Source organism: Cellulosimicrobium sp. NPDC030954, from assembly GCF_055571305.1.
In genome coordinates this window covers 136,757-160,339 of the sequence record NZ_JBVIFN010000008.1, presented here as the reverse complement: position 1 = coordinate 160,339, position 23,583 = coordinate 136,757, and the positions used below count along the sequence as shown (strand labels likewise).

Annotated in this window: 22 protein-coding genes; 19 read left to right on the top strand and 3 right to left on the bottom strand. The window is 76.4% G+C overall.

Annotated features, from left to right (window positions below; genetic code table 11):
* Nucleotides 1–55: 55 nt before the first annotated feature.
* The 3 genes from ACZ402_RS16015 to ACZ402_RS16005 are packed head-to-tail and all read left to right on the top strand — an operon-like array spanning nt 56 to nt 2,882.
* The gene (locus tag ACZ402_RS16015; protein WP_375826103.1) at nt 56–994 is read left to right on the top strand and encodes a hypothetical protein; all 939 of its coding nucleotides are present in this window, start codon (nt 56–58) and stop codon (nt 992–994) included.
* Entirely contained in the window at nt 991–2,232 is a 1,242-nt protein-coding gene (locus tag ACZ402_RS16010; RefSeq protein ID WP_375826102.1) for a sensor histidine kinase, read from the top strand. The genes ACZ402_RS16015 and ACZ402_RS16010 overlap by 4 nt, the downstream gene beginning before the upstream one ends.
* A complete protein-coding gene (locus ACZ402_RS16005; protein ID WP_375826101.1) occupies nt 2,229–2,882 on the top strand; it encodes a response regulator in 654 nt (217 codons plus the stop codon). The genes ACZ402_RS16010 and ACZ402_RS16005 overlap by 4 nt, the downstream gene beginning before the upstream one ends.
* Nucleotides 2,883–2,949: 67 nt before the next feature.
* On the opposite strand, the gene ACZ402_RS16000 is transcribed toward ACZ402_RS16005, so the two are convergent.
* Nucleotides 2,950–3,453 carry an inorganic diphosphatase gene (locus ACZ402_RS16000; RefSeq protein WP_034655165.1) on the bottom strand — a complete coding sequence of 168 codons (504 nt, stop codon included), beginning with the start codon at nt 3,451–3,453 and terminating at the stop codon, nt 2,950–2,952.
* Between the two features lie 159 nt (nt 3,454–3,612).
* Here ACZ402_RS16000 and dacB point away from each other — a divergent pair, with 159 nt between their 5' ends.
* Nucleotides 3,613–5,121: a D-alanyl-D-alanine carboxypeptidase/D-alanyl-D-alanine endopeptidase gene (dacB, locus tag ACZ402_RS15995; protein ID WP_375826041.1), complete on the top strand. Its 1,509-nt coding sequence runs from the start codon at nt 3,613–3,615 to the stop codon at nt 5,119–5,121.
* A 10-nt stretch (nt 5,122–5,131) separates the two neighbouring features.
* On the opposite strand, the gene ACZ402_RS15990 is transcribed toward dacB, so the two are convergent.
* Both ACZ402_RS15990 and vapB read right to left on the bottom strand, forming a co-directional pair.
* Entirely contained in the window at nt 5,132–5,554 is a 423-nt protein-coding gene (locus ACZ402_RS15990) for a type II toxin-antitoxin system VapC family toxin (RefSeq protein WP_375826040.1), read from the bottom strand.
* A complete protein-coding gene (vapB, locus tag ACZ402_RS15985) occupies nt 5,551–5,784 on the bottom strand; it encodes a type II toxin-antitoxin system VapB family antitoxin (RefSeq protein ID WP_375826039.1) in 234 nt (77 codons plus the stop codon). The genes ACZ402_RS15990 and vapB overlap by 4 nt, the downstream gene beginning before the upstream one ends.
* An 81-nt stretch (nt 5,785–5,865) precedes the next feature.
* Here vapB and ACZ402_RS15980 point away from each other — a divergent pair, with 81 nt between their 5' ends.
* The 15 genes from ACZ402_RS15980 to nadC all read left to right on the top strand — a co-directional run bounded on the left by ACZ402_RS15980 (nt 5,866) and on the right by nadC (nt 23,505).
* The gene (locus ACZ402_RS15980; protein WP_375826038.1) at nt 5,866–7,059 is read left to right on the top strand and encodes a zinc-dependent metalloprotease; all 1,194 of its coding nucleotides are present in this window, start codon (nt 5,866–5,868) and stop codon (nt 7,057–7,059) included.
* A 4-nt stretch (nt 7,060–7,063) separates the two neighbouring features.
* Nucleotides 7,064–8,185 (top strand): tRNA lysidine(34) synthetase TilS, encoded by a 1,122-nt coding sequence (gene tilS, locus ACZ402_RS15975; RefSeq protein ID WP_375826037.1) that lies wholly within the window; start codon nt 7,064–7,066, stop codon nt 8,183–8,185.
* A gap of 5 nt (nt 8,186–8,190) precedes the next feature.
* Nucleotides 8,191–8,745, top strand: a complete 555-nt coding sequence (gene hpt / locus ACZ402_RS15970; protein WP_047233909.1) for a hypoxanthine phosphoribosyltransferase — start codon at nt 8,191–8,193, stop codon at nt 8,743–8,745.
* A gap of 201 nt (nt 8,746–8,946) precedes the next feature.
* On the top strand, nt 8,947–11,049 hold the full coding sequence (ftsH, locus tag ACZ402_RS15965; protein ID WP_375826036.1) for an ATP-dependent zinc metalloprotease FtsH: 2,103 nt from the start codon (nt 8,947–8,949) through the stop codon (nt 11,047–11,049).
* A complete protein-coding gene (gene folE, locus ACZ402_RS15960) occupies nt 11,049–11,696 on the top strand; it encodes a GTP cyclohydrolase I FolE (protein WP_375826035.1) in 648 nt (215 codons plus the stop codon). Before ftsH ends, folE begins: the two co-directional genes overlap by 1 nt.
* Before the next feature lie 64 nt (nt 11,697–11,760).
* Entirely contained in the window at nt 11,761–12,639 is an 879-nt protein-coding gene (gene folP / locus ACZ402_RS15955; protein ID WP_375826045.1) for a dihydropteroate synthase, read from the top strand.
* 128 nt (nt 12,640–12,767) lie between these two features.
* Nucleotides 12,768–15,449 (top strand): 2-amino-4-hydroxy-6-hydroxymethyldihydropteridine diphosphokinase, encoded by a 2,682-nt coding sequence (folK, locus tag ACZ402_RS15950; RefSeq protein WP_375826034.1) that lies wholly within the window; start codon nt 12,768–12,770, stop codon nt 15,447–15,449.
* Nucleotides 15,449–15,958 (top strand): DUF3180 domain-containing protein, encoded by a 510-nt coding sequence (locus tag ACZ402_RS15945; protein WP_375826033.1) that lies wholly within the window; start codon nt 15,449–15,451, stop codon nt 15,956–15,958. Before folK ends, ACZ402_RS15945 begins: the two co-directional genes overlap by 1 nt.
* A 71-nt stretch (nt 15,959–16,029) precedes the next feature.
* A complete protein-coding gene (locus tag ACZ402_RS15940; RefSeq protein ID WP_375826032.1) occupies nt 16,030–16,548 on the top strand; it encodes a PH domain-containing protein in 519 nt (172 codons plus the stop codon).
* Nucleotides 16,545–18,155 carry a PH domain-containing protein gene (locus ACZ402_RS15935; protein ID WP_375826031.1) on the top strand — a complete coding sequence of 537 codons (1,611 nt, stop codon included), beginning with the start codon at nt 16,545–16,547 and terminating at the stop codon, nt 18,153–18,155. The genes ACZ402_RS15940 and ACZ402_RS15935 overlap by 4 nt, the downstream gene beginning before the upstream one ends.
* A complete protein-coding gene (locus ACZ402_RS15930) occupies nt 18,152–19,159 on the top strand; it encodes a Rossmann-like and DUF2520 domain-containing protein (protein WP_375826030.1) in 1,008 nt (335 codons plus the stop codon). The genes ACZ402_RS15935 and ACZ402_RS15930 overlap by 4 nt, the downstream gene beginning before the upstream one ends.
* On the top strand, nt 19,156–20,175 hold the full coding sequence (gene panC, locus ACZ402_RS15925) for a pantoate--beta-alanine ligase (protein ID WP_375826029.1): 1,020 nt from the start codon (nt 19,156–19,158) through the stop codon (nt 20,173–20,175). Before ACZ402_RS15930 ends, panC begins: the two co-directional genes overlap by 4 nt.
* A gap of 53 nt (nt 20,176–20,228) precedes the next feature.
* Nucleotides 20,229–20,696: an aspartate 1-decarboxylase gene (panD, locus tag ACZ402_RS15920; protein ID WP_375826044.1), complete on the top strand. Its 468-nt coding sequence runs from the start codon at nt 20,229–20,231 to the stop codon at nt 20,694–20,696.
* The gene (locus tag ACZ402_RS15915) at nt 20,693–22,408 is read left to right on the top strand and encodes an L-aspartate oxidase (protein ID WP_375826028.1); all 1,716 of its coding nucleotides are present in this window, start codon (nt 20,693–20,695) and stop codon (nt 22,406–22,408) included. The genes panD and ACZ402_RS15915 overlap by 4 nt, the downstream gene beginning before the upstream one ends.
* A gap of 140 nt (nt 22,409–22,548) precedes the next feature.
* Complete coding sequence (gene nadC / locus ACZ402_RS15910; RefSeq protein ID WP_375826043.1) at nt 22,549–23,505, top strand: carboxylating nicotinate-nucleotide diphosphorylase; 957 nt, start codon at nt 22,549–22,551, stop codon at nt 23,503–23,505.
* Nucleotides 23,506–23,583: the final 78 nt, after the last annotated feature.

Below are 23,583 nucleotides of genomic sequence, written 5' to 3'. Positions count from 1 at the left end.
CCGTCGCGACCTGAGGGCGACGCGTCCAGGGGGCCGCCCTGGCGAGCCTGGTCCCATGACCGACACGACCTCGTCCTGGTTCCGCCCCGGTCCCCCCGGGCTCACCCGCTCCGCGCGCACCGCCGCGGCGATGGTGGCCTGCGCGTCCGTGACCCTCGTCGCCGGCGCCCTGCGCTGGTGGGGGCCGCCCCCGGAGGGGTACTCGGCGATCTTCGCGCCGTCGTGGGTCGCGCCCGTCGCCGCGGGGAGCGCCCTGCTCGCGGTCGTGGCCGCCCGTGGTCGCCGTCGCACGTCCCGGCGCCTGGCCCTCGGGCTCGGCTGGACCGCGGTCGTCCTGCTCTTCTGGGCGGGCGGGGGTCTCGCGCTCGACGCGTTCCGGGCGTTCTTCGCCGTGACAGGGATCCCGGCCGGTGACTTCGCCGTGGTCGACGTCCCGGGGGCGCTGGTGCGGTCGCTCGCCACGCTGACGGCCGTGGTCACGACCTTGAGCACGTGGTCGGTCGCCACGACGGGCGCCCGGCCCGTCCGGCGTCGGTGGCCGCGGGCGCTCGGCCTGGCGATGTGCGTGCCCTACCCGGCGCTCAAGGCCTACTGGTGGCTGGGCGGTACGCTCGGACGGCCCGAGCCGCACACGGGGGGAGCGCCGGTGATGGAGGTCGTGCTGTTCGCGACGGCGGCCGTCCTGGTGCTCGCGCTGACGCACCGCCCGGTCCCGGCCCGGGGCGTCCGGGCCGCGCTGCAGGCCGTCGGGTGGGTCGCGGCGTCCGCGGGGCTCACGATGGGGGCGCTCATGGTCTTCGGGACCGCCGCGCAGCTCCTGGGCCTCGACGACGGTCCGGTCGACCTCGGTGCCGGCGCGATCACCGTCATCGTCGCCCTGACCTACGGCACCTGGCTCGTGATCGGCGTGGCGCTGCTCGTCGCGACGCTGGACGCGGGCGACGCCGCGGCGCGCCCCGCCCTCCGCGGCACCCGATCGGTCGCCGTCCCGTGAGCCTGCGGCCCGCCCGCGGGGACGTGCTCGTCGCGACGGCGGCAGCGCTCGCCCTGCTGCCCGTGACGTGCGTGGTCGCGCTGGAGTCGCTCCCCGCCGCCCGTGCCTGGGCCCTCGTCGGGCTCGCCGCGCTGGCGCACGTCGCCTTCGTCGCCCGCCGGTCGGCCCCGGTGCTCTCGCACGTGCTCGTCGCGCTCACCGCGGCGGGGATGCTCGCGGTGTCCGGCCTCTACTTCCTGCTGCCGTCGGCGGCCGTGTTCCTGCTCTCCGTCTACTCCTGCACGGCGTGGGGGCCGCGTCCGCTCGGGCTGGTGACCGGCGTCGTCGGCGTGGCGGCGACCGCGCTCCGGTACCGCGTGGACCCGAGCGTGACGGCGTCGCCGATCGGCCCGAGCCCGTGGCTGCTGGGCCTGCTCCTCGCCGCCCTCGTCGTGGTCGCCTGGACCGCCGGCCTGCTCCGGCGGTCGCAGGAGCAGGTGCGGCGCGAGGCGCTGGCCGGGCGCGAGCGCGCGGAGGCCGAGCGCGAGGAGCGGGCCGAGCGGGCCGTGCTCGCCGAGCGCACCAGGATCGCGCGCGAGATGCACGACGTCGTCGCGCACTCCCTCTCGGTCGTCGTCGCCCAGGCGCGCGTGGGCCGCGCCGACCCCGGACGCGCGGCGCAGGCGCTCGCGGTGGTCGAGGAGACCGGGCGCGAGGCGCTGCGGGACCTGCGGGGGATCGTGCACGTGCTGCGCGCCGAGCCGGCGAGCGCCCCCGCCGGTGCGGCGGCCGCGGCGCCGGCGCCGACGCTCCGGGACGTGCCCGGCCTCGTCGACCGCGTCCGCCGGGCCGGCCGCGCCGTGCGGGTCGTCGAGTCGGGCGTCCCCGTGCCGCTCGGGCCGACGGCGGAGCTCGCCGCGTTCCGCGCGGTCCAGGAGGCGCTGACCAACAGCGCGCGCCACGCCGCGCCCGGCTCGTCGACGACGGTCACCCTCGCGTGGCACGGTGCCGGGCTCCACGTGGAGGTGGCGGACGTCCCGTCGTCCGACGACGCGGGGGCCGCCCGGCCCGCTCCCGGCCCGGACGCCGCACCGGCGACCGGCGCGGGCCTGGGGCTCGTGGGGATGCGGGAGCGGATCGAGGCGGCGGGCGGGACGCTCGAGATCCGCGCGGGCGAGGCGTGGACGGTCGCGGCCTCGGTCCCGGCCTCGAACCAGCACGCGCTCGCACCGCCTCGGCCTGCGGACGGTGGCCCGTGATCCGCGTGCTGGTCGTCGACGACCAGCCGCTCGTCCGCGCGGGGGCGGTCGCCGTGATCGACGCCGCGCCGGACCTGGCCGTGGTCGGCGAGGCTGCCGACGGCGCGCAGGCGCTGCGCGTGCAGCGCGAGCGGCGGGCCGACGTCGTCGTCCTGGACGTGCGCATGCCGGTCATGGACGGCATCGAGACGACGGCGCGGCTGCTGGACGCGTCGATGCCTCCGTGCCGGGTGCTCATCCTCACGACGTTCGACGTGGACGAGTACGTCTACGCCGCGCTCCGAGCGGGCGCCGCCGGGTTCCTGCTCAAGGACGCGCCGACCGACGAGCTGCTCGCCGCCGTCCGCACCGTGCACCGGGGGGACGCCGTCATCGCACCGTCGGCGACGCGGCGGCTCCTCGCCGAAGTCGCCCCCGTCCTCCCGGACGTCGTCGCCCGGTCCGAGGCCGTCGGCGTGCTCACCGGGCGCGAGCGCGAGATCGTCGCGCTGCTCGCCGAGGGGCTGTCGAACGCCGAGATCGGGGCGCGGGTGTACCTCTCGGAGGCGACGGTCAAGACCCACGTCGGCCGGGTCCTCACCAAGCTCGGGCTGCGTGACCGGGTCCAGGTCGTCGTCTGGGCCTACCGGAACGGCCTCGCCCGGCCGTGACGCACGACGGCGGCCGCTCACCTCGCGAGGTGAGCGGCCGCCGTCGTGCGTGCGGGTGGTACGCGGGTCAGTGGCCCGGCGTGTGGTACCCGGAGTCGATGGCGCGCTGCAGCGAGCGCTCGATCTCGGCCTCGGCGTCCGCGCGGCCGACCCAGTGGGCGCCCTCGACGGACTTGCCGGGCTCGAGGTCCTTGTAGACCTCGAAGAAGTGCTGGATCTCCAGGCGGTGGAAGTCGGAGACGTCGTCGATGTCCTGGCGCCACGCGGCGCGCTGGTCGCCCGTCGGGACGCAGAGGACCTTGTCGTCGCCGCCGGCCTCGTCGCGCATGCGGAACATGCCGAGCGCGCGGCAGCGGATCAGGCAGCCGGGGAACGTCGGCTCCTCGAGCAGGACGAGCGCGTCCAGCGGGTCGCCGTCCTCGCCGAGCGTCCCCTCGATGAACCCGTAGTCGTCGGGGTACCGCGTCGAGGTGAAGAGCATGCGGTCGAGGCGGATGCGACCGGTCGCGTGGTCCACCTCGTACTTGTTGCGCTGCCCCTTGGGGATCTCGATCGTGACGTCGAACTCCACTGCTTCCTCCAGTCGTACCGGCACCGCGACGCTCGGGCGGTGGCTGGGTCTGTGGACGACGGACCACGCCGTCGTGCGGGAACTAGTGTGACACGTGCGGTCCGCGCGGGAGGGTTTCCACAGGCCTCACGGCCGCCCGGGCTGAGTGATAATGCGCACGTGCCCGCACCCGACGTCCCGGTGGAGGCACCGGTCCCCGCCGGTGCCGAGCAGACGCGCGCGGACGCGACGGACGGACCGATCCGGGGGAGACGCATGGGCTGGGGCGCGCGCACGGGCGTGGCCGTCGGTGTCGTGCTCGTCCTCGCGGGCGGGTACGTCGCGGCGGACGCGTACGACGTCGTTCCGGGCGTGCTCACGACCGCGGAGCCGTACCCGGAGCCGAACCCCTTCCCCGAGGCGCCGGGAGCCGTCGCAGCGCCCCCGCTCGTGGCCGGCCTGCCGACCCTCGACGCCGCGGCCCCCGTCCCCGCCGCGGGCAGCGTGCAGGGCCTCGCCGACGCGCTCGCGGCCGACACGCGGCTCGGCCCGCGCGTCGGCGTCCTGGTCACCGACGCGGCGACGGGCGACGTGCTCGGCGCGAGCGGCGACACGGTCGGCCACGTCCCGGCGTCGACGCTCAAGACCTTCACCGCGGCGGCCGCCCTCACGTCGCCCGGTGCGCACGCGACCCTCCCGACCCGCGCCGTCCTCGAGGGACAGGAGACCGTGTACCTCGTGGGCGGCGGCGACATGATGCTCGCCGCGGGCGCCGGGGACCCGACGGCGGTCAACGGCCGGGCGGGCCTCGGCGACCTCGCCGCGCAGGTCGCGGGCGAGCTCCGGCTCACGGGCCGCACGACGGTCGCGCTCCGCCTCGACGACACGCTCTTCACCGGCGCCGCGGTCGCGCCGACGGTCGACCCGGCGAGCGTGCGCAACGGGTACGTGGCACCGGTCGCGGCGCTCGCCGTCGACATCGCGCGGCTCGAGGACGAGGAGTACGCGCCGCGCGCCGAGGACCCGGCGATGTCCGCCGCGGAGGCGTTCGTCGCCGCGCTCGCCGAGCAGGGGGTCACCGTGGCGGGCGACGTCGTGCGCGCCCCGGCGCCCGACGACGGCCGGACGATCGGCGAGGTGGAGTCCGCGCCGCTGAGCGAGGTCGTCGCGTACCTGCTGCAGCACTCCGACAACACCATCACCGAGGTCGTGGGGCGGATCGTCGCGATCGACGCGGGGCTGCCCGGCTCGGCGGCGGGCGCGACGCAGGCCGTCCGCACGGCCGTCGAGGGGCTCGGGGTCGACCTCACGGGCGCGACGCTCGCCGACCTCTCGGGCCTCGGCGACGGCTCGGTCGTCACGCCCGCGCAGCTCGACGAGGTCGTCGGCCTGCTCGCCGACCCGGAGCACCCGCGGCTGCGGCCCGGCGCCGTCGGGCTGCCGGTCGCGGGACTGTCCGGGACGCTCGGCGAGCGCTACCTCGAGAACGCGGGTCGCGGCGTCGTGCGGGCCAAGACCGGCAGCCTGCCGAACGTCACGTCGCTGGCGGGCACGGTCGTCACGGCGGACGACCGCCTCCTCGTGTTCTCCCTCATGGCCGACGCCGTCCCCGACGGCGGCACGTACGGCGCGCGCCTCATCTTCGACGACTTCGTCGCGTCGCTCGCGGAGTGCGGCTGCGCCGCCTGAACGGTGTCGCTCACGGTTCGTCCGACGCTTCCGTGAGCCAGTCCTCGACCTCGAGACCGGGGACGCGAGTGAACTCGCGGACGTTGTTCGTCACCATGACGAGACCGAGCGACCGGGCGTGCCCGGCGAGGAGGGCGTCGTAGGGCCCGATGGGCGTGCCGCGGGCGGCGAGGAGGGCACGGACGCGTCCGGCGTGCATCGCCGCGAGACCGTCGAAGGGGAGCACGTCCACGAGCGACAGCAGCTCGTCGACCGCCTGACGGTTGCGATGTGGTGCGTCCGACCTCTCGATGCCGTACTCGAGCTCCATCTCGCTCACCGTCGAGACCGCGATGCGCCCTTCTGCCCCCCGTAGCCGCGGGCGCGCCGCCGAGCCGTTCCCGCGGAGCAGAGCCACCAGGACGTTGGTGTCCAGCAGGTAGAGCGTGCTCACAGGGCATCGCGCTCCTCGGCGGTCCCCTGGTCACGGTCGGGGAGGAAGTCGGCGGCGACGCGGAGACCGTGGTCGAACCACTCGTCCCAGCCGGAGCCCGCCGGCGTGATCACCCGGGACCTGCCGACGGCCCGGACCTCGACCTCGCGGACGTCGTCGGGCAGCGCGACTGCCTTGGGCAGGCGGACTGCCTGCGTCCGGTTGCTGCGGAACACCGTCGTGCGGACCATCGGCGGGCCTCCTCGGTCGTATATCCGGGAAGTATATCCCCACCCCTCACGCGACCCCCGGTCCCGGGATACGGTGAGACGGTGACACTCGTCGAGCAGGACGGCCGTTCGGGCAGCGACCCGTCGCGCGGCGACACGTCGATCGTCGACTGGTCGGCCGCCGCGCAGATCGCGGGCCGGCTCGCGCGCCCGGGACCCCAGGCGTCGCGCGACGAGCTCGCCGACCTGGTCGAGGGGCTGCGCAGCGTGGCCCAGGCTGCCGTGCCCCACGTGCTCGACGTGACGCGCATGAGTCCCGCCGCGGGCGGGTCGACGACCGAGTTGGGCACCGTGTACGTCGTGGACCGCGCGCGCTGGGCGCGCGCCAACACCGAGATCATGGCGTCGCTCACCGACGGCGTGGCCGACGCGCTCGTCGGCGACCGCGGGCGCGTCCCGCAGGCGACCGCGCTCGTCGGGGCCGCGCAGGTCGGGTCGGTCCTCGCGGTCCTGTCCAGCCGGGTCCTCGGCCAGTTCGACCCCTACAGCGGGCTGGGCGGCCCCGCGGCCGCGCCCGGCATCGCGCCCGGCCCCGTGCCCGACGGCGGTCCGGCGCCCGCGGCCACCGGCTCGCCCGGGCGGCTCGTGCTGGTGGCGCCGAACGTCCTCCAGGTCGAGCGCGCGCTGGACCTCGAGCCCGCCGACTTCCGCCTCTGGGTGTGCCTGCACGAGCAGACGCACGCGCTCCAGTTCGCCGCCGCGCCGTGGCTCGCGGACCACCTGCGCGCGCGGGCGAGCGCGCTCCTCACCGAGCTCTCCGCGTCCTCGCGCCGGCTCGCCGAGGCGCGGCTGCGCGAGAAGCTCGCCACCGTCGGTCGCGCCGTCCTCCACGCCGTGCGCGGCGAGGACGGCACCTTCGTCGACGGCCTCCTCACGCCCGAGGAGCAGGACCGCCTCGCCGACGTCACGGCCGTCATGGCCTTGTTGGAGGGGCACGCCGACGTGGCGATGGACGCCGTCGGGCCGCGCACCGTGCGGACCGTGCGCAGCATCCGCCGCAAGTTCGAGGCGCGGCGCGACGGCGAGGGGCGCTCCGGGCTCGACGTCGTGCTGCGTCGGGTGCTCGGCATGGACGCCAAGATCGCGCAGTACCGCGACGGCGCGGCGTTCGTGCGCGCGGTCGAGAAGGAGGTCGGGCGCGACGGGTTCAACGCCGTGTGGGCGTCGCCCGAGAACCTGCCGACCGCCCGCGAGATCGCCGACGCGCGCGCCTGGGTGCGCCGCGTCCACGGCTGAGCCGGTGGGCGGGCCGGCGCCCGTCGTCGCCGCCGCGCGCCGGGCCGTGCGCGACGCGCTCGGGGACCTGGACCGCGGCGACCTCGTGCTCGTCGCGTGCTCGGGAGGCGCCGACTCGACGGCGCTCGCGGCCGCCGCGGCGTTCGTCGCGCCCCGGCTCGGGCTGCGCGCGGGCGCCGTCGTCGTGGACCACGGGCTCCAGGCCGGCAGCGCGGGCGTCGCGGCGGACGCCGCGGAGCGCTGCCGGGGCCTCGGGCTCGACCCGGTCGAGGTGCGCCGCGTCGTCGTCCCGGCGTCGGGCGACGGCCCGGAGGGCGCCGCGCGCGCGGCCCGCTACGACGCGCTCGACGCGGCGGCCGCCCGGCACGGTGCGGCCGCGGTCCTCCTGGGCCACACGCTCGACGACCAGGCGGAGACGGTGCTGCTCGGTCTCGCCCGCGGGGCCGGTGCCCGCTCGCTCGCCGGGATGGCGCCCCGACGCGGCGTCCACCGGCGCCCGTTCCTCGCGCTGCGGCGCGCGGACACCGAGGCCGTGTGCCGCACGCTCGGGCTCGCGTGGTGGGACGACCCCACGAACGGCCTGCAGGCGCCGGGCGACGACGCGGCGCGGCCGGGCGCGACGGCGCTGCCCCTGCGCTCGCAGGTGCGGACGCTCGTCGTGCCCGCGCTCGTCGAGGTGCTCGGCCCCGGGGCTGTGCCGGCCCTCGCGCGCACCGCGGACCTGCTGCGCGACGACGCCGACCTGCTCGACGCGCTCGCCGCGGACCTCCTCGTGACCGCCCTCGTGGCGACCCCGGACGACGGCGAGGGCGGCCCGGTCGGCGAGCCTGCGGCGTCGGGCGCCGAGGACGTGGTGCTGGACGCCGGGGCGCTCGCCACCGCGCACCCGGCCCTGCGGCGTCGGGCGCTGCGGACGGCGGCGCTGCGCGCGGGCTGCCCCGCGGGCGACCTCTTCGCCGTGCACGTCGACGCGCTCGACGCGCTCGTCACGGCGTGGCGCGGCCAGGGCCCGGTGCACCTGCCGGGCGACCTGAGGGCCGCGCGCGCGTGTGGCAGGCTTTCCCTGGGCCCGGAGACGACGCCCCGGCGCAGCATCCCCCCGCCGACCCCCACACCTCAGGAGTGACCCCCGTGGAAGCATCGGACGTCGCAGGCGACCTCGAGAACATCCTGCTCACCGAGGAGCAGCTCGGAGCGCGGCTCGACGAGATCGCGGCGCAGATCGACCGCGACTACGCGGGCAAGGACCTCCTGCTCGTCGGCGTCCTCAAGGGCGCCGTCATGGTCATGGCGGACCTCGCGCGGCGCCTGCACAGCCACGTCGAGATGGACTGGATGGCCGTCTCGTCGTACGGGTCGGGCACCAAGTCGTCGGGCGTCGTGCGCATCCTCAAGGACCTCGACGCGGACCTCACGGGCCGCAACGTGCTCATCGTCGAGGACATCATCGACTCGGGCCTCACGCTCTCCTGGCTCCTGTCGAACCTGCGCTCGCGCGGGCCGGCGTCGGTCGAGATCGCGGCGATGCTGCGCAAGCCCGACGCCGCGAAGACCGACGTCGACGTCCGGTACGTCGGGTTCGACATCCCGAACGAGTTCGTCGTCGGCTACGGCCTCGACTACGCGGAGAAGTACCGCAACCTGCCGTTCGTCGGGACGCTCGCGCCGCACGTGTACTCGAGCTGAACGGGAGGCGGGCGCGCCCCCGGCCACGGGGGCGCGACGACCGCCCGCGTCCGGGCGGCGTGCCGCCCGCGCCCAGGCGACGTGGGCCACGCCCTGGGCGAACAGAGGCGTGATCCCCAGCAGGCGTCAAGGTCCAGAGTGTAGTTTCGAGCCCGAACACTTGCGCGAGCGGAGGGATCCGGGGCGCACGCCCCGTCGCCGATGAACATCAAGAAGATTCTCAGTGGGCCGATCGTCTGGATCGTCCTGGGCCTCGTGATCCTGTGGATCGCCTTCGCGACGCTGTCGCGCCCGACGGTCCAGCGCATCGACACGTCCCAGGGCCTCGAGCTGCTCTCGGGAGACACGGTCGAGCAGGCCCTCATCGTGGACGGCGACCAGCGCGTGCGCCTCACGCTGTCCGACGACTACGTGGTCGACGAGGGCACGGACACCGAGGAGAACAAGGGCAAGAACGTCGAGTTCTACTACGTCCAGCCGCAGGGCGAGGCCGTGGTCGACGCGGTCGTCCAGGCGGAGCCGAAGGACGGGTACAACTCCGAGGTCGCGCAGCCGTCGTTCTGGTCCTCGCTGCTCGGCCTGCTCATCCCGTTCCTCATCATCGGCGTGCTGTTCTGGTTCCTGCTCTCGCGCATGCAGGGCGGCGGCTCGCGCGTCATGGGCTTCGGCAAGTCGCGCGCCAAGCTCGTCTCCAAGGACACCCCGCAGGTGACGTTCGCGGACGTCGCGGGCGCCGACGAGGCCGTCGAGGAGCTCCACGAGATCAAGGAGTTCCTCGCGGAGCCCGACAAGTTCCAGGCGGTCGGGGCCAAGATCCCCAAGGGCGTGCTGCTCTACGGCCCGCCCGGGACCGGCAAGACGCTGCTCGCGCGCGCCGTCGCCGGCGAGGCCGGCGTGCCGTTCTACTCGATCTCCGGCTCGGACTTCGTCGAGATGTTCGTGGGCGTCGGCGCGAGCCGCGTCCGCGACCTGTTCACCCAGGCCAAGGAGAACTCGCCCGCGATCATCTTCGTCGACGAAATCGACGCCGTCGGCCGCCACCGCGGCGCCGGCATGGGCGGCGGTCACGACGAGCGCGAGCAGACGCTCAACCAGCTCCTCGTCGAGATGGACGGCTTCGACGTCAAGACGAACGTCATCCTCATCGCGGCGACCAACCGCCCCGACATCCTCGACCCGGCGCTCCTGCGCCCGGGCCGCTTCGACCGCCAGGTCGCCGTCGAGGCGCCCGACCTCAAGGGTCGCGAGGCGATCCTGCGCGTCCACGCGCAGGGCAAGCCGATCGTCCCCGAGATCGACCTCGCCGCCGTCGCGCGCCGCACGCCGGGCTTCACCGGCGCCGACCTCGCGAACGTGCTCAACGAGGCCGCGCTCCTCACGGCCCGCAGCGGCGCGCAGCTCATCGACGACCGTGCGCTCGACGAGGCGATCGACCGCGTCGTGGCCGGCCCGCAGAAGCGCACGCGCGTCATGAACGTCAAGGAGCAGAAGATCACGGCGTACCACGAGGGCGGCCACGCCCTCGTCGCCGCGGCGATGCGCTACACGGACCCCGTCACCAAGGTGACGATCCTGCCGCGCGGACGCGCGCTCGGGTACACGATGGTCATGCCGACCGAGGACAAGTACTCCACGACGCGCAACGAGCTGCTCGACCAGCTCGCGTACGCCATGGGCGGGCGCGTCGCCGAGGAGCTCGTCTTCCACGACCCGACGACGGGCGCCTCGAACGACATCGAGAAGGCCACGGCGATCGCCAAGAAGATGGTCACCGAGTACGGCATGAGCGAGCGCGTGGGCGCCATCAAGCTGGGCACCGGGTCCGGTGAACCGTTCATGGGCCGCGACATGGGCCACACGCGCGACTACTCCGAGTCCGTCGCGGGCACGGTCGACCACGAGGTGCGCAAGCTCGTCGAGGCCGCGCACGACGAGGCGTGGGAGGTGCTCACGCAGTACCGCGACGTGCTCGACGCGCTCGTCCTCGAGCTCCTGGAGAAGGAGACGCTGAACCAGGCGGAGCTCGCCCGCGTCTTCGAGCCCGTCGTCAAGCGCGACGCGCGCGACGTGTGGCTCTCGAGCGAGCAGCGCGCCGTCTCGCAGCGCGGGCCCGTGCTCACGGACGCCGAGAAGGCGGCGCAGAACGGCGCCCCGGTGATCCCGCAGGACGAGGCCGCGGCCGCGAACGACGAGCTGCCGCCCGAGCGCATCGGCGAGGTCCCCGCGGACAGCCCGCTCGACCGGGCGCTCGGCCGCGACGGCACGGCCGACGTCACCGACGTGCGCGAGCCGGGGCAGGACTGATGGGCACCCCTACGGACGCTCCCGCGGGCGCGATCAGCCGAGCCCGCTCGGCCGAGGACCTGCGCGCCCCGGCGGACGTGCCCCCGTACGACCAGGAGCGCGCCGAGGCCGCCGTCCGCGAGCTGCTGCTCGCGGTGGGGGAGGACCCGGACCGCGAGGGCCTGCGGGACACCCCTGCGCGCGTGGCGCGCGCGTACCGCGAGATCTTCGCGGGCCTGCGCCAGGAGGCCGCGGACGTCCTCACGACGACGTTCGACCTCGGTCACGAGGAGATGGTGCTCGTCAAGGACATCGAGGTGTACTCGACGTGCGAGCACCACCTCGTGCCGTTCCACGGCGTCGCGCACATCGGCTACATCCCCAACGTCGACGGCCGCATCACCGGCCTGTCGAAGCTCGCACGCCTCGTCGAGGTCTACGCCCGCCGCCCGCAGGTCCAGGAGCGCCTCACGTCGCAGATCGCCGACGCGCTCGTGGAGCACCTGCAGCCGCGCGGCGCGATCGTCGTCGTCGAGTGCGAGCACCTGTGCATGTCGATGCGCGGCGTGCGCAAGCCGGGGTCGCGCACGGTGACGTCGGCGGTGCGGGGCCAGATGCGTGACGGCGCGACGCGGGCCGAGGCGATGAGCCTCATCCTGGGGCGCTAGTCCCGTGGACCGCTTCGTGGTCGCCGGGCTCGAGGAGCTGGCCGACGTGGGCCGGACGCTCGTCATGGGCGTCGTCAACGTCACGCCGGACTCGTTCTCCGACGGCGGCGAGTGGTACGAGCCCGACGCCGCGATCGCGCACGGGCGTGAGCTGCTGGGCGAGGGCGCCGACATCCTCGACGTGGGCGGCGAGTCGACCCGGCCGGGTGCCGGCCGGGTCCCCGTCGAGGCGGAGCTCGCGCGCGTGCTGCCGGTGATCTCCGCGCTCGCGGCGGAGGGCGCGGTCGTCAGCGTCGACACGACGCGGGCCGTGGTCGCCGAGCGCGCGGTCGCGGCGGGGGCGCGGATCGTCAACGACGTCTCGGGCGGGCTCGCGGACCCGGCGATGGCCGACGTCGTCGCGCGCACCGGGGTCGCGTACGTGTGCATGCACTGGCGCGGCCACTCCGACGTGATGGACGACCTCGAGGACTACGACGACGTCGTGACGGACGTGCGCGACGAGCTCGCGGCCCGCGTCGGGACGCTGCGCGCGGCCGGGGTGCGGCGCGACCAGGTCGTCCTCGACCCGGGCCTCGGGTTCTCGAAGGCCGGGTCGTCCAACTGGCCCCTGCTCGCCCGCCTCGGCGAGCTCGAGGAGCTCGGCCTGCCGGTGCTCGTCGGAGCGTCCCGCAAGCGGTTCCTGGGCCATCTCCTCGCGCGGTCCGACGGGCAGCCCGTGCCGCCCCTGCTGCGCGACGACGCGACCGCCGCGATCACGACGCTCGCCGCCGCCGCGGGAGCGTGGTGCGTGCGGGTCCACACCGTCCGGGCGTCGGCCGACGCCGTGCGGGTCGCCGCCGCCTGGTCGCGCGCGGGCGCGGGGTCGCCGGACGGGACCGGCGCGGGCGGGACCGACCGACCGAGGACCGGAAGCGACTCGACGGCGCGGCCCACGACCTAGCAGGATGGGCGACGGGCCCCGCGGCGCGGCCGGCCCGGCGCAGCACGACACACGTAACGAGACACGGTGACGAGAGGTCCGTCCGCCCGACCGGCGGGCGGCGGCGGAGCACCGGACGGGAGCACGACGTGACCACAGCGTTCGCAGGAGCGGTCCTCGACGCGGACGGACGGCCGTTCGACCGGATCCGGCTCACGGGCCTGAGCGCCACGGGGCACCACGGTGTCTTCGAGCACGAGAAGGCCGAGGGCCAGCTCTTCCGCGCCGACGTCGTGCTCCACCTGGACACGCGCGCGGCGGCGAGCGGGGACGACCTCGCCCAGACCGTCAGCTACGCGGGCGTCGCCGAGGACGTCGTGGCCGTCCTCGCGGGCTCGCCCGCCGACCTCGTCGAGACGGTGGCGGAGCGCATCGCCGCGACGATCCTCACCCACGACGAGGTCGTCGCGGTCGACGTCGCCGTGCACAAGCCCCAGGCGCCGATCACGGTCCCGTTCGAGGACGTCGAGGTCGTCATCCGCCGCGACCGCGTCGTCGTGCCGGTCGTCGGGCCGCTCGCCCGGCGGTCCGAGCAGCACGGCCTGCGGGACGCGCCGCCCGTCGGGCCGATCCCCGTGGGCTCGGTCGCCCCGGCGCTCATCCACGGCGTCGGGGACACCCCGGTCGCCGAGGAGCGCGTGGAGCTGGCCCCGGCGCCCGACGTCATGCCGCCGAGCATCCCGCCGGGCACGACGCCGGTCCCGGTCGACGTCCCGTCGCCCGCGGACGAGGACCTGCACGACCCGGCCTACGAGACCGCGCTCGAGAACGTGCCCGAGGCAGTGCACGAACCGGTGGACGACAGCCCGCTCCTCGACGACGCGTCCGACGCGACCCGGGAGGCGCCCGTGGTGGTCGACGAGCCGGCGCCCGCCGTGTCCGCCCCGGAGGAGCCCGCCTACGCTGCCCGGCCGGCCGACGAGCAGAGCCCGGCACCGTACGACGCGCTGCTCGAGGCCACCCCGGCCCCCGTCGCGCCGGCCCCGGAGCCGGTGCCGGCCGCGCCCGTCGCACCGGTGCCGGCCCCTGCCGTCCCGGCCGGGGTGGAGCCCGTCGCGCCGGAGCACCCGGGCGCCGACGCGGTCGTCGCGCCCCTGCCGGAGCGGAGCCAGGAGGCGGCGCCTGCTCCCGCGCCGTTCGACGAGCCCGCGCAGCACGCCGGGCAGCGCGAGCCCGCCGAGCCGACGTCCGCGCCGCACGCCGAGGCCCCCGCGCCGCTCGCGGCGGTGTCGCCCGACGCCCCGGCCGCGGCGCCCGAGGAGCCGGCCGGGCCGGGTGCCGCGGACGAGGCGCCGCCCGCCGAGCACGACCGCATGGACGACGTCCCCGCCGGGTTCGTCGAGGTGGTGCTCGCCCTCGGGGCGAACCTCGGCGACGCGCAGCAGACGCTGCGCGACGCGATCACCGACCTCGACCGGATCTCCGGGCTCGAGATCACGGAGGTGTCGCCGCTCGCGCGGACGGCGGCGGTGGGCGGTCCCGACCAGCCCGACTTCCTCAACATCGTGCTGCTCGCGCGCACGCGCCTCTCGGCCCGCGACCTGCTGCACGCGTGCCAGGCCGTCGAGCACGCGCACGGCCGGGTGCGCGACGAGCGCTGGGGGCCGCGCACCCTCGACGTGGACCTCGTCGTGTACGGCACGCTCACGGCCGTCGCGGACGACCTGGAGCTGCCGCACCCGCGCGCCCACGAGCGGGCGTTCGTGCTCGAGCCCTGGTCGCAGATCGACCCGGACGCCGTGCTGCCCGGTCTCGGTGGCGGACCGGTCGCCGCGCTCGCCGCGACCGCGCCCGACCGGGGCGGGATCCGGTGGCTCGCGCTCGACTGGCTGACCGACGCGCCCGAGCCCACCGGGGCGGTCCCGGTCGCGACCGGGGGCTCCGACGCCGCCCCTGCCCCGTCGACCCCTGCGCCGGCAGAGCCCGCGGTGGTCGACGACCCGTACCGGCAGCCGTCGGCGGACGCCGCGACCGGACCGCAGGACGCGCCGTCGACGTCGGGGCCGACGCCCGTCGGTGCGCAGCCGGCGCCGACGGACGCCCACGCGCCGGTCGGGCCGCAGCACCCGCCCGTCCCGGCGCAGGCCCCGCACCCGGCGCAGGCCCCGCACCAGGCGCTGCCCGAGCGCCCTGCGGTGCCGCAGCAGCCTCTGCCCCAGCGACCGCCGGCCCAGCAGCAGCCGCCCGCCCAGCCGGTGCCGCCGCAGGAGCCCCCCGCCCCGGGCGCGGCGCTCCCCGTCGCCCCGCCGCAGGCCGCGCTCCCGCCGCAGGCCGCGGTCCCCGCAGAGGCCCCCGTGGTCCGGCCCGTCTTCGCCCCGGTCTCCGAGGGCGTGGTGCCCACGGCCGAGGGGTCGTCCACGACGGTCGTCCCGGACGGCTCGTTCGGGGCGCACGAGGACGGGCTGCCGGGCGTCGCGCCGTTCCCCGGGCCGTCGCACCGCCCGGCGGTCCTGCCCGACCGGGAGCCCCCGGTGCAGGACGCCGCCCAGCCCGCTGAGCACGGCGCCCCGGCGTTCCCCACCTTCGCCCCGGTCCACCCGGCGGCGCCGCCCGTCGGCGCACCGCACGCGCCGGCCCCCGCCGACCCGGCGGCCACCGTCGACGACGGCATGATCCGGTCGGTGCCGTTCGCTCCGGTCCAGCCTCCCGGCCAGGCGCCGAACCAGGCGTCGGCCCCCGGGCCGCTCGCCGACGCGTCGCTGCCCCCGGCGAGCGACCCGTGGCCGCCGTTCGGGCCGGTCTCGGGCCCCGCGCACGACGCCCAGCGCTGATGCGGCGCACCTCGGTCCGCACCCTGCTGCTCGTGGCGGTCGCCACGGCGGTCGTGGGCTGGTTCGTCGTGCGGCTCCTCCAGGGTCGCGGCACGCACCTGCCGGCGGTGCCGTGGATCGTGGACGTCGCGGTCGTCGCGCTCGCCGGGGCGGTGTTCTGGGCCGGGTGGACCGTCCGCGCCTACCAGCGGGGCAAGCGGCCCTCGCTCGACGCGATCCGCGCGGCCCGCACGTTCGTGCTCGCCAAGGCCGCCGCGCTCACGGGTGCGCTGCTCGCGGGCTGGTACGGCGCGCAGGTGCTCGTCGCCCTGCCCGACCTCTCGATCGAGGCGCAGCGCGACCGCGCGGTGGCGGCGGGCGTCGCCGTCGCGTGCGCGGTGCTGCTGGCCGTGGTCGGGCTCGTGGCGGAGCGGTTCTGCCAGCTCCCGCCCGACGACCGCGGCGAGGGCCGCGAGGGCTCGACGACGCGCGAGGACCCGGAGACGCCGGGCGCGAGCACGCCCGCCTGACGCCGCGGGGCGCGGGCGTGACGCGCGACACGCGACCCGGGCGCACCGGGACGGGATGGGAGAATCGACGCATGACCGACCCTGCACGGGGCCTGGACGCCCGCGGCACCGGCCCCTTCGACCCGCCCGGCATCGAGTGGACGCGCGTGTCGCCCCGGCTGATCACCGCGCGCCTGCTGTCGGTGGGCATCACGCTCGCGGTGCCGGCCGTCGCGGCGATCGTGCTGGCGATCCTCTTCCCGCACTGGTGGCAGTGGCTCGTGCTCGGGGTGCTCGTGGTCCTCGGGCTGTGGGCGCTCGTGCTCGTCCCGCGCCAGGTGCGCGCGATCGGGTACGCCGAGCGCGACGACGACCTGCTGATCCGCCACGGCATCATGTTCCGCCAGCTCGTGGTCGTGCCGTACGGCCGCATGCAGTACGTCGACGTGCAGGCCGGGCCGCTCGCGCGCAAGCTCGGCATCGCGCAGGTGCAGCTCCACACGGCGTCGGCGTCCACCGACGCGACGATCGACGGTCTCGAGCCCGCCGAGGCGGAGCGCCTGCGCGACCGCCTCGCGTCGCGCGGCGAGGCGAGGCTGGCGGGCCTGTGAGCGAAGCACCGGCCACCGACGACCTCGTGTGGCACCGGGTGCACCCGGTCACCCCGCTCGTGCGCGGCTGGACGGTCATCGCGGTGCTGCTCGTCGTCGTCGGGCAGCAGACGCTCAACGGGCTGCCCGAGGGGGAGAACCTCCTCGAGGGGAACCGCTGGTGGATGATCCTGCTCGGCATCCTCGCGGTCGGGCTGGTGGGCCTGGGGTACTCGGCGCTGGCGTGGCGCATGACGAGCTACGCGGTCGACGACGAGTCCGTCCACCTGCGCACGGGCGTGCTGTTCCGGCAGCAGCGCAAGGCGCGGCTGGACCGTCTGCAGGCGGTTGACGTCGTGCAGCCGCTCCTCGCGCGCTTCTTCGGCCTCGCGGAGCTCAAGCTCGAGGTCGCCGGGGGCGCGGACTCCGGCGTGAAGCTCGGCTTCCTCAAGGAGGTGGAGGCCAACCGGCTCCGCAACGACCTGCTCGCGCGCGCCGCGGGGCTGCGGGTCGCGCGGGAGCGCCCGGCCGGTGCCCCCGCGACGGACGCGACCGGGACACAGCAGGCGGCCGGTGGCCCGGCCGGCGCGACGGCCGACGCCGGGGTGGCCGCACCCGGTCCGGCGGCCGACGGGCTCCTGGTCGCGCCCGAGGCGCCCGAGCAGCCGGTCACCGCGGTCGGGCCGGGGCGGCTCGTCGCCTCGCTCGTGCGGTCGGGCGCGACGGTCGGCCTCGTCCTCGGTGTCCTGGGGATCGCCGGGGTCGTCATCGGCACGCGCGAGATCGGGGTGCTGTTCAGCGCGCTGCCCGCGGTCCTCGGGTTCGGCGGCTTCCTCTTCTCCCGTTTCTCGGGCGAGTTCGGCTTCCGCTCGGCGATCTCGCCGGACGGCATCCGCCTGCGGCACGGCCTCCTGGAGACCCGGTCGCAGACCATCCCGCCCGGCCGCGTCCAGGCCGTGCGGCTGCGGCAGGGCCCGTTCTGGCGCGGGCCGGACTGGTGGCGGGTCGACGTGAACGTGGCGGGCTACGGCGTGAGCTCCGACGGCTCGGACACGACGAGCGTGCTCCTGCCCGTCGGGACGCGCGACGAGGCGCTCGCCGCGCTGTGGCTCGTCCTGCCCGACCTCGGCACGTCCGACCCGCGCGCGCTCCTCGACGAGGGCCTGTCCGGCCTCGACGCCGGCGAGCACTTCACCGTGACCCCGCGCCGTGCGCGCCTGCTCGACCTCGTGTCGTGGCGGCGCAACGGCTTCACCGTGACCGACCGCGCGCTCGTGCTGCGCGGCGGGCGCGTGTTCCGCAGCCTCGTCGTCGTGCCGCACGAGCGCACGCAGTCGCTCGGGCTCGAGCAGGGCCCCCTGCAGCGCCGGTTCGACGTCGCGACGTTCGCGGTGCACTCCACGCCCGGCCCGGTCTCGCCCAAGGTCTGGCACCTCGACGCGGGCGACGCCGCGCGGCTCCTCGACACCCAGGCCCAGCGCGCCCGCGAGGCCCGCGCGCACGCCGGACCGGAGCTGTGGATGCGTCGCGACGACGTCCCCCTGGTCCCCGCCTCCGCGCCCGACCCCGGCGCGGCACCCGGCACGGCCGCCGTCGACCGGCGGGCCGGCGACGGGGAGCAGCCGTGAGCGCCACGGGCTCGCGGCCCGGGCGCCTCGGCGTGGGCGTCGTCGGCGCGGGCCGCGTCGGCGCCGTGCTCGGCAGCGCGCTGCGCGCCACCGGCCACGCGGTCGTCGGCGCGAGCGGCGTGTCCGACGCGTCGCGCGAGCGCATCGAGACCCTCCTGCCCGGCGTGCCGGTGCTGGAGGTCCCGCAGGTCGTGGAGCGCGCGGAGCTCGTGCTCCTCGCCGTGCCCGACGACGCCCTGGGCGACCTCGTCCGCGGTCTCGCCGACGTGGGGGCCTGGCAACCGGGACAGATCGTCGTGCACACGTCCGGTCGCTACGGGACCGCCGTGCTCGACCCGGCCCGCGCCGCGGGCGCGATCCCGCTCGCGCTGCACCCCGCCATGACGTTCACGGGCACGTCGCTGGACCTCGCGCGGCTCGAGGGCACGACGTTCGCCGTCACCGCGCCGGGGCCCGTGCTGCCGATCGGGCAGGCCCTCGTCGTCGAGCTCGGCGGGGAGCCCGTCGTCGTGGCGGAGGAGTCTCGCGGCCTCTACCACGCGGCCCTCGCGCACGGCGCGAACCACCTCGTCGTGCTCGTCGCGCAGGCGGCGCAGGCGCTCGAGGCCGCCGGCGTCGACCAGCCGGGCCGCGCGCTCGCGCCGCTGCTCGCCGCCGCGCTCGACGGCGCGACCCGCGGCGCCGACGCGGGCGCCGAGTCGGGGACCGGCGCGGGCGCGGGCGCGCTCCTCGGCCTCACCGGTCCCGTGGTGCGCGGCGACGTCGGCACCGTCCGCGAGCACCTGGCCGCCCTCGACGCGCTCGCGGCGACGAGCGACGCGGCCGACGTGCCGCCGTCGTACCGAGCACTGAGCCGCGCCGCGACCCACCGGGCGCTCGCGGGCGGCCGCCTCGACGAGGGGGCCGCCCGCGCGCTCCTCGACGCGCTCCGCGCGGACCCCGACGAGCCCGCCGCACCCTCCGACCCGGCGGGCGCCCCGCACGACGACGAAGGAACGGCATGACCAGCACCCCCCACCCGGACGCCGCGGCCGCCCCGGCCGACGTCTTGACCGCGACCCCGCGCGTCGTCGCGACCCGCGCCGACCTCCGCGCGACGCTCGACGCCTGGTCCGCCGGGCACCCGGGCGCGCGCCGCGCCGTCGTCATGACGATGGGCGCGCTGCACGCCGGGCACCTCGAGCTCGTGCGCCGGGCGCGGGCCGAGGTCGGGCCGCACGGCCAGGTCGTGGTCACCGACTTCGTCAACCCGCTCCAGTTCGGCCCGGGCGAGGACTTCGAGCGCTACCCGCGCGACGTCGCGGCGGACGTCGCGCTCCTCACGGCCGCCGGTGCCGACGTCGCCGTGGACGTGGTGTTCGCCCCCGCCGTCGAGGAGCTGTACCCGGACCTCGGGCCGTCGACGGGCGGGACGGGCCCGATCGTCCGCGTGACGTCGGGCCGGATCGGGACCGTGCTGGAGGGCGCGTCCCGGCCCGGGCACTTCGACGGCGTGCTCACGGTCGTGCTCAAGCTGCTCCACCTCGTGCGGCCCGACGTCGCGGTGTTCGGTGCCAAGGACGCGCAGCAGCTCCTCGCGGTGCGGCGCCTGGTCGCCGACCTGGACCTCGACGTGGAGATCCTCGCGGTGCCCACCGTGCGCGAGGCGGACGGCCTCGCGCGCTCCTCGCGCAACGCCTACCTGTCGCCCGCCGAGCGGGACGAGGCGCTCGCGCTGAGCCGCGCGCTGCAGGCCGGTCGGGACGCCGCCGCCGCGGGCGCCGACGCCGGGAGCGTCCTCGCCGCCGCGCGGGGAATCCTGGACGCCGCCGACGGCGTTGACCTGGATTACGTGGTGCTCGTCGATCCCGCTACCGTGGAGGACCTGGCGCCCGGCGCCGTCGGCCCCGGGCTCCTCCTGGTCGCGGCACGCGTGGGCACCACCCGTCTCATCGACAACGCGGCCGTCGAGATCGCGCCGCCCGCGACCCGGGCCGCCGACCCCGCCGGCCGTGCCCCCGCACCTGGAGGTACCGCGTGACCGCGCCGACCCCGCCGAGCCCGCACCGTCGTCCGGCGTCCCTGCAGCGCCCCATGATGATCGGCAAGATCCACCGCGCGACGGTGACGCAGGCCGACCTGCACTACGTCGGCTCGATCACCGTGGACGCCGACCTGCTCGACGCCGCAGACCTCTACCCCGGCCAGCAGGTCGACGTCGTGGACGTCACCAACGGCGCACGGCTGACGACGTACGTCATCCCGGGTGAGCGCGGCGCCGGGCAGGTGTGCATCAACGGCGCCGCCGCGCACCTCGTGAAGCCGGGCGACGTCGTCATCCTCATCGCCTACGGCATGCTCGACGACGCCGACGCGCGCACCTACCTGCCGAACGTCGTCTTCGTGGACGAGCAGAACCGGATCGTCGAGCTCTCGGACGAGCCGGGCCTCGTGCCCGCCGGTCACGGCCTCGAGGCGAGCGGCCTGCCGTTCGCCCCGTTCCGCGGCGGGGGCGGCGCGGGCGCAGCCGGCGGCGACGCGCCCGTGGTGCGCCCCGCGTGAGCGGACGCGAGGGGTCCCCGGCGCCCGTGCGCGTCCGGGCGCTCGCCCGGACCCTCGCCGCCCCGGCACCGGGCTGGACGACGACGACGGACGTCGTCGTCGTGGGCTCCGGCATCGCGGGCCTCACCGCGGCGCTCGAGCTGCGCACGCGCGTGCCGCGCGTCCTGCTCGTGACGAAGGGCGAGCTGTCGTCGGGCTCGACGGTGTGGGCGCAGGGTGGCATCGCCGCGGCGCTCGACCCCGAGGACTCGCCCGAGGCGCACCTCGCGGACACGCTCGTCGCGGGCGGCGGCGTGTGCGACCCGGCCGCCGTGGAGGTGCTCGTCACCGAGGGCCCGGCGCGCGTGCGCGAGCTCGTCGCGCGCGGCGCGAACTTCGACCTGGCCGAGAACGGCGACATCGCGCTGACGCGCGAGGGCGGCCACCACGCGGACCGCATCGCGCACGCGGGCGGCGACGCGACCGGGGCCGAGATCTCGCGCGCGCTCGTCGCGCAGCTCGAGGCGGTCCGCGCCGACCCGGGCATCGAGGTCATCGAGAACGCGCTCGTGCTAGACGTCCTCACGGGACCGTCAGCTGCTGGCGGGCCGGACGACCGTGACCCGCGCGCGTGCGGGGTCACGCTCCACGTGCGCGGCGAGGGCACGCGCGACGGCGTCGGGGCGGTGCTGGCGCGCGCGGTCGTGCTCGCGACCGGGGGAGTGGGGCAGGTGTTCCGCTCCTCGACCAACCCGCCGCAGGCGACGGGCGACGGCATCGCCGCGGCGCTGCGCGCGGGTGCGACGCTCGGCGACCTCGAGTTCGTCCAGTTCCACCCGACCGTCCTCTGGCTCGGGCTCGGCGCGAAGGGCCAGCTCCCGCTCATCTCCGAGGCCGTGCGCGGCGAGGGCGCGATCCTGCTCGACACCGACGGCCACCGGTTCATGCCCGCGCAGCACCCCATGGCGGAGCTCGCGCCGCGCGACGTCGTCGCGCACGCGATCGTGCGGCAGATGGCCGCGACGGGGTCGGACCACGTGCTGCTCGACGCGCGCCACCTCGGCGCCGACTTCCTGCGCTCGCGCTTCCCCACGATCACGGAGCGGCTCGCGGAGAACGGTCTCGACTGGACCGAGGAGCCGGTCCCCGTGGCACCCGCTCAGCACTACCACTCGGGTGGGGTCGTGACGGACCTGCACGGGCGGTCGACCGTCGACGGGCTGTACGCGATCGGCGAGGTCGCGTGCACCGGCGTGCACGGCGCCAACCGGCTCGCGTCCAACTCGCTGCTCGAGGGGCTCGTCTTCGCGCACCGCGCGGCGCGCCAGATCACCGAGCGCGTCGCGGCGGGCGAGCTCGAGCAGGTCGAGCCCGTCGGGCGCCCCGGACCGTCGGCGCTCGTCGCGGCCGCGGCGCGCTCGCGCATCCAGGCGATCGCCTCGGCCGGTCCCGGCGTGATCCGCGACGGCGACGGCCTCGCCGCCGCCGCGGCCCGGCTCGCCGCGGTCCGCACGGACGCGCACGAGGCGAGCGACGTCGTCGCGCGGCCGCAGGCCGCGGAGTGGGAGACGACGAACGTGCACCAGGTCGCGACCGCCCTCACCGCGGCGGCGGCGCTGCGCACCGAGAGCCGCGGCGGCCACTTCCGCACCGACTTCCCGGACACGGACCCGGCATGGGAGCGCCGCATCCTCGTCTCCCTCGACGCCGACGGGACGCTGCGCGTCCGCTGACCGGTCCGCCGCCGAGCACGAGGTTGCTGTCGTCATCCGCCGGACAACGACAGCAACCTCGTTCTCGACGGCGCGCAGGGTCGTGCTCGGCGCTCGCGCGGGCGACTACGGTGGGGCCCGTGAGCAGCCCTGCCGAGCCCGTGCCCGCCCTTCCGTCCGACGACGGAGCGCCGCCCGTCCCGACACGCGTCGAGCCGGGGCTCGACCCCGCCTGGATCGCCGAGACCGTCGCGCGGGCGCTCGACGAGGACCTGGGCGTCGCGCCCGGGCGCGACGTCACGACGCAGGCGACCGTGCCGCCGTCGGCCACCGGGACCGCGCACCTCGTGGCGCGCGAGGACGGGGTCGTGGCGGGGCTCGTCGTCGTGGAGGAGGTGACGCGGCAGGTCGCGGAGCGGTTCGGTCTCCCGCGCGTCGAGGTGACGTTCGTCGCGTCCGACGGCGAGGCCGTGGGCCACGGCCGCGTGCTCGCCGCGCTCACGGGACCGGTCCAGGTCCTCCTCACCGCCGAGCGCACGCTGCTCAACCTCGCGAGCCGCGCCTCGGGCGTCGCGACGGCGACGCGCGCGTGGGTGCGCGAGCTCGCCGGCACGGGCGCGCAGGTGCTGGACACGCGCAAGACGACGCCCGGCCTGCGCGCGCTCGAGAAGTACGCCGTGCGCGCCGGGGGCGGGACGAACAAGCGCATGGGGCTCTACGACGTCGCGATGGTCAAGGACAACCACGTGGTGGCCGCCGGGTCGGTGAGCGCCGCGATCGACGCGATCCGCCGCACGTTCCCGGACGTGCTCGTCCAGGTCGAGGCCGACACGACGGCCCAGGCGCTCGAGGCCGTCTCTGCGGGCGCGGACTTCCTGCTGCTCGACAACATGCCGACCCCGGTCCTCGCCGAGACGGTCGCTGCCGTCCGGGCGCGCGAGGGGAGCGACGGCGTCCCGGCGAAGGTCGCGCTCGAGGCGACGGGCAACCTCACGCTCGACCGCGCGCGCGAGGTCGCGGGCACGGGCGTCGACTACCTCTCGGTCGGCGCGCTCACCCACTCGGCCCCGATCCTCGACCTCGCCCTCGACCTCCTGCCCGCCCTCCCGCCGAGGTAGAGCCCGGTTCCGCGAGGTAGAGCACTGGTAGCGCGAGGTAGAGCCCTGGTCATGACCACTCCTCTACCTCGCGGTACC

What these genes read in the sequence shown, in the direction of transcription:
- ACZ402_RS15945 (WP_375826033.1), top strand. Translation starts at nt 15,449, where the DNA reads ATGCGGCGCACCTCGGTCCGCACCCTGCTGCTCGTGGCGGTCGCCACG.
- vapB (WP_375826039.1), bottom strand. Translation starts at nt 5,784, where the DNA reads ATGGTCCGCACGACGGTGTTCCGCAGCAACCGGACGCAGGCAGTCCGC.
- ftsH (WP_375826036.1), top strand. Translation starts at nt 8,947, where the DNA reads ATGAACATCAAGAAGATTCTCAGTGGGCCGATCGTCTGGATCGTCCTG.
- folE (WP_375826035.1), top strand. Translation starts at nt 11,049, where the DNA reads ATGGGCACCCCTACGGACGCTCCCGCGGGCGCGATCAGCCGAGCCCGC.
- folP (WP_375826045.1), top strand. Translation starts at nt 11,761, where the DNA reads ATGGGCGTCGTCAACGTCACGCCGGACTCGTTCTCCGACGGCGGCGAG.
- ACZ402_RS15940 (WP_375826032.1), top strand. Translation starts at nt 16,030, where the DNA reads ATGACCGACCCTGCACGGGGCCTGGACGCCCGCGGCACCGGCCCCTTC.
- panC (WP_375826029.1), top strand. Translation starts at nt 19,156, where the DNA reads ATGACCAGCACCCCCCACCCGGACGCCGCGGCCGCCCCGGCCGACGTC.
- ACZ402_RS16015 (WP_375826103.1), top strand. Translation starts at nt 56, where the DNA reads ATGACCGACACGACCTCGTCCTGGTTCCGCCCCGGTCCCCCCGGGCTC.
- panD (WP_375826044.1), top strand. Translation starts at nt 20,229, where the DNA reads ATGATGATCGGCAAGATCCACCGCGCGACGGTGACGCAGGCCGACCTG.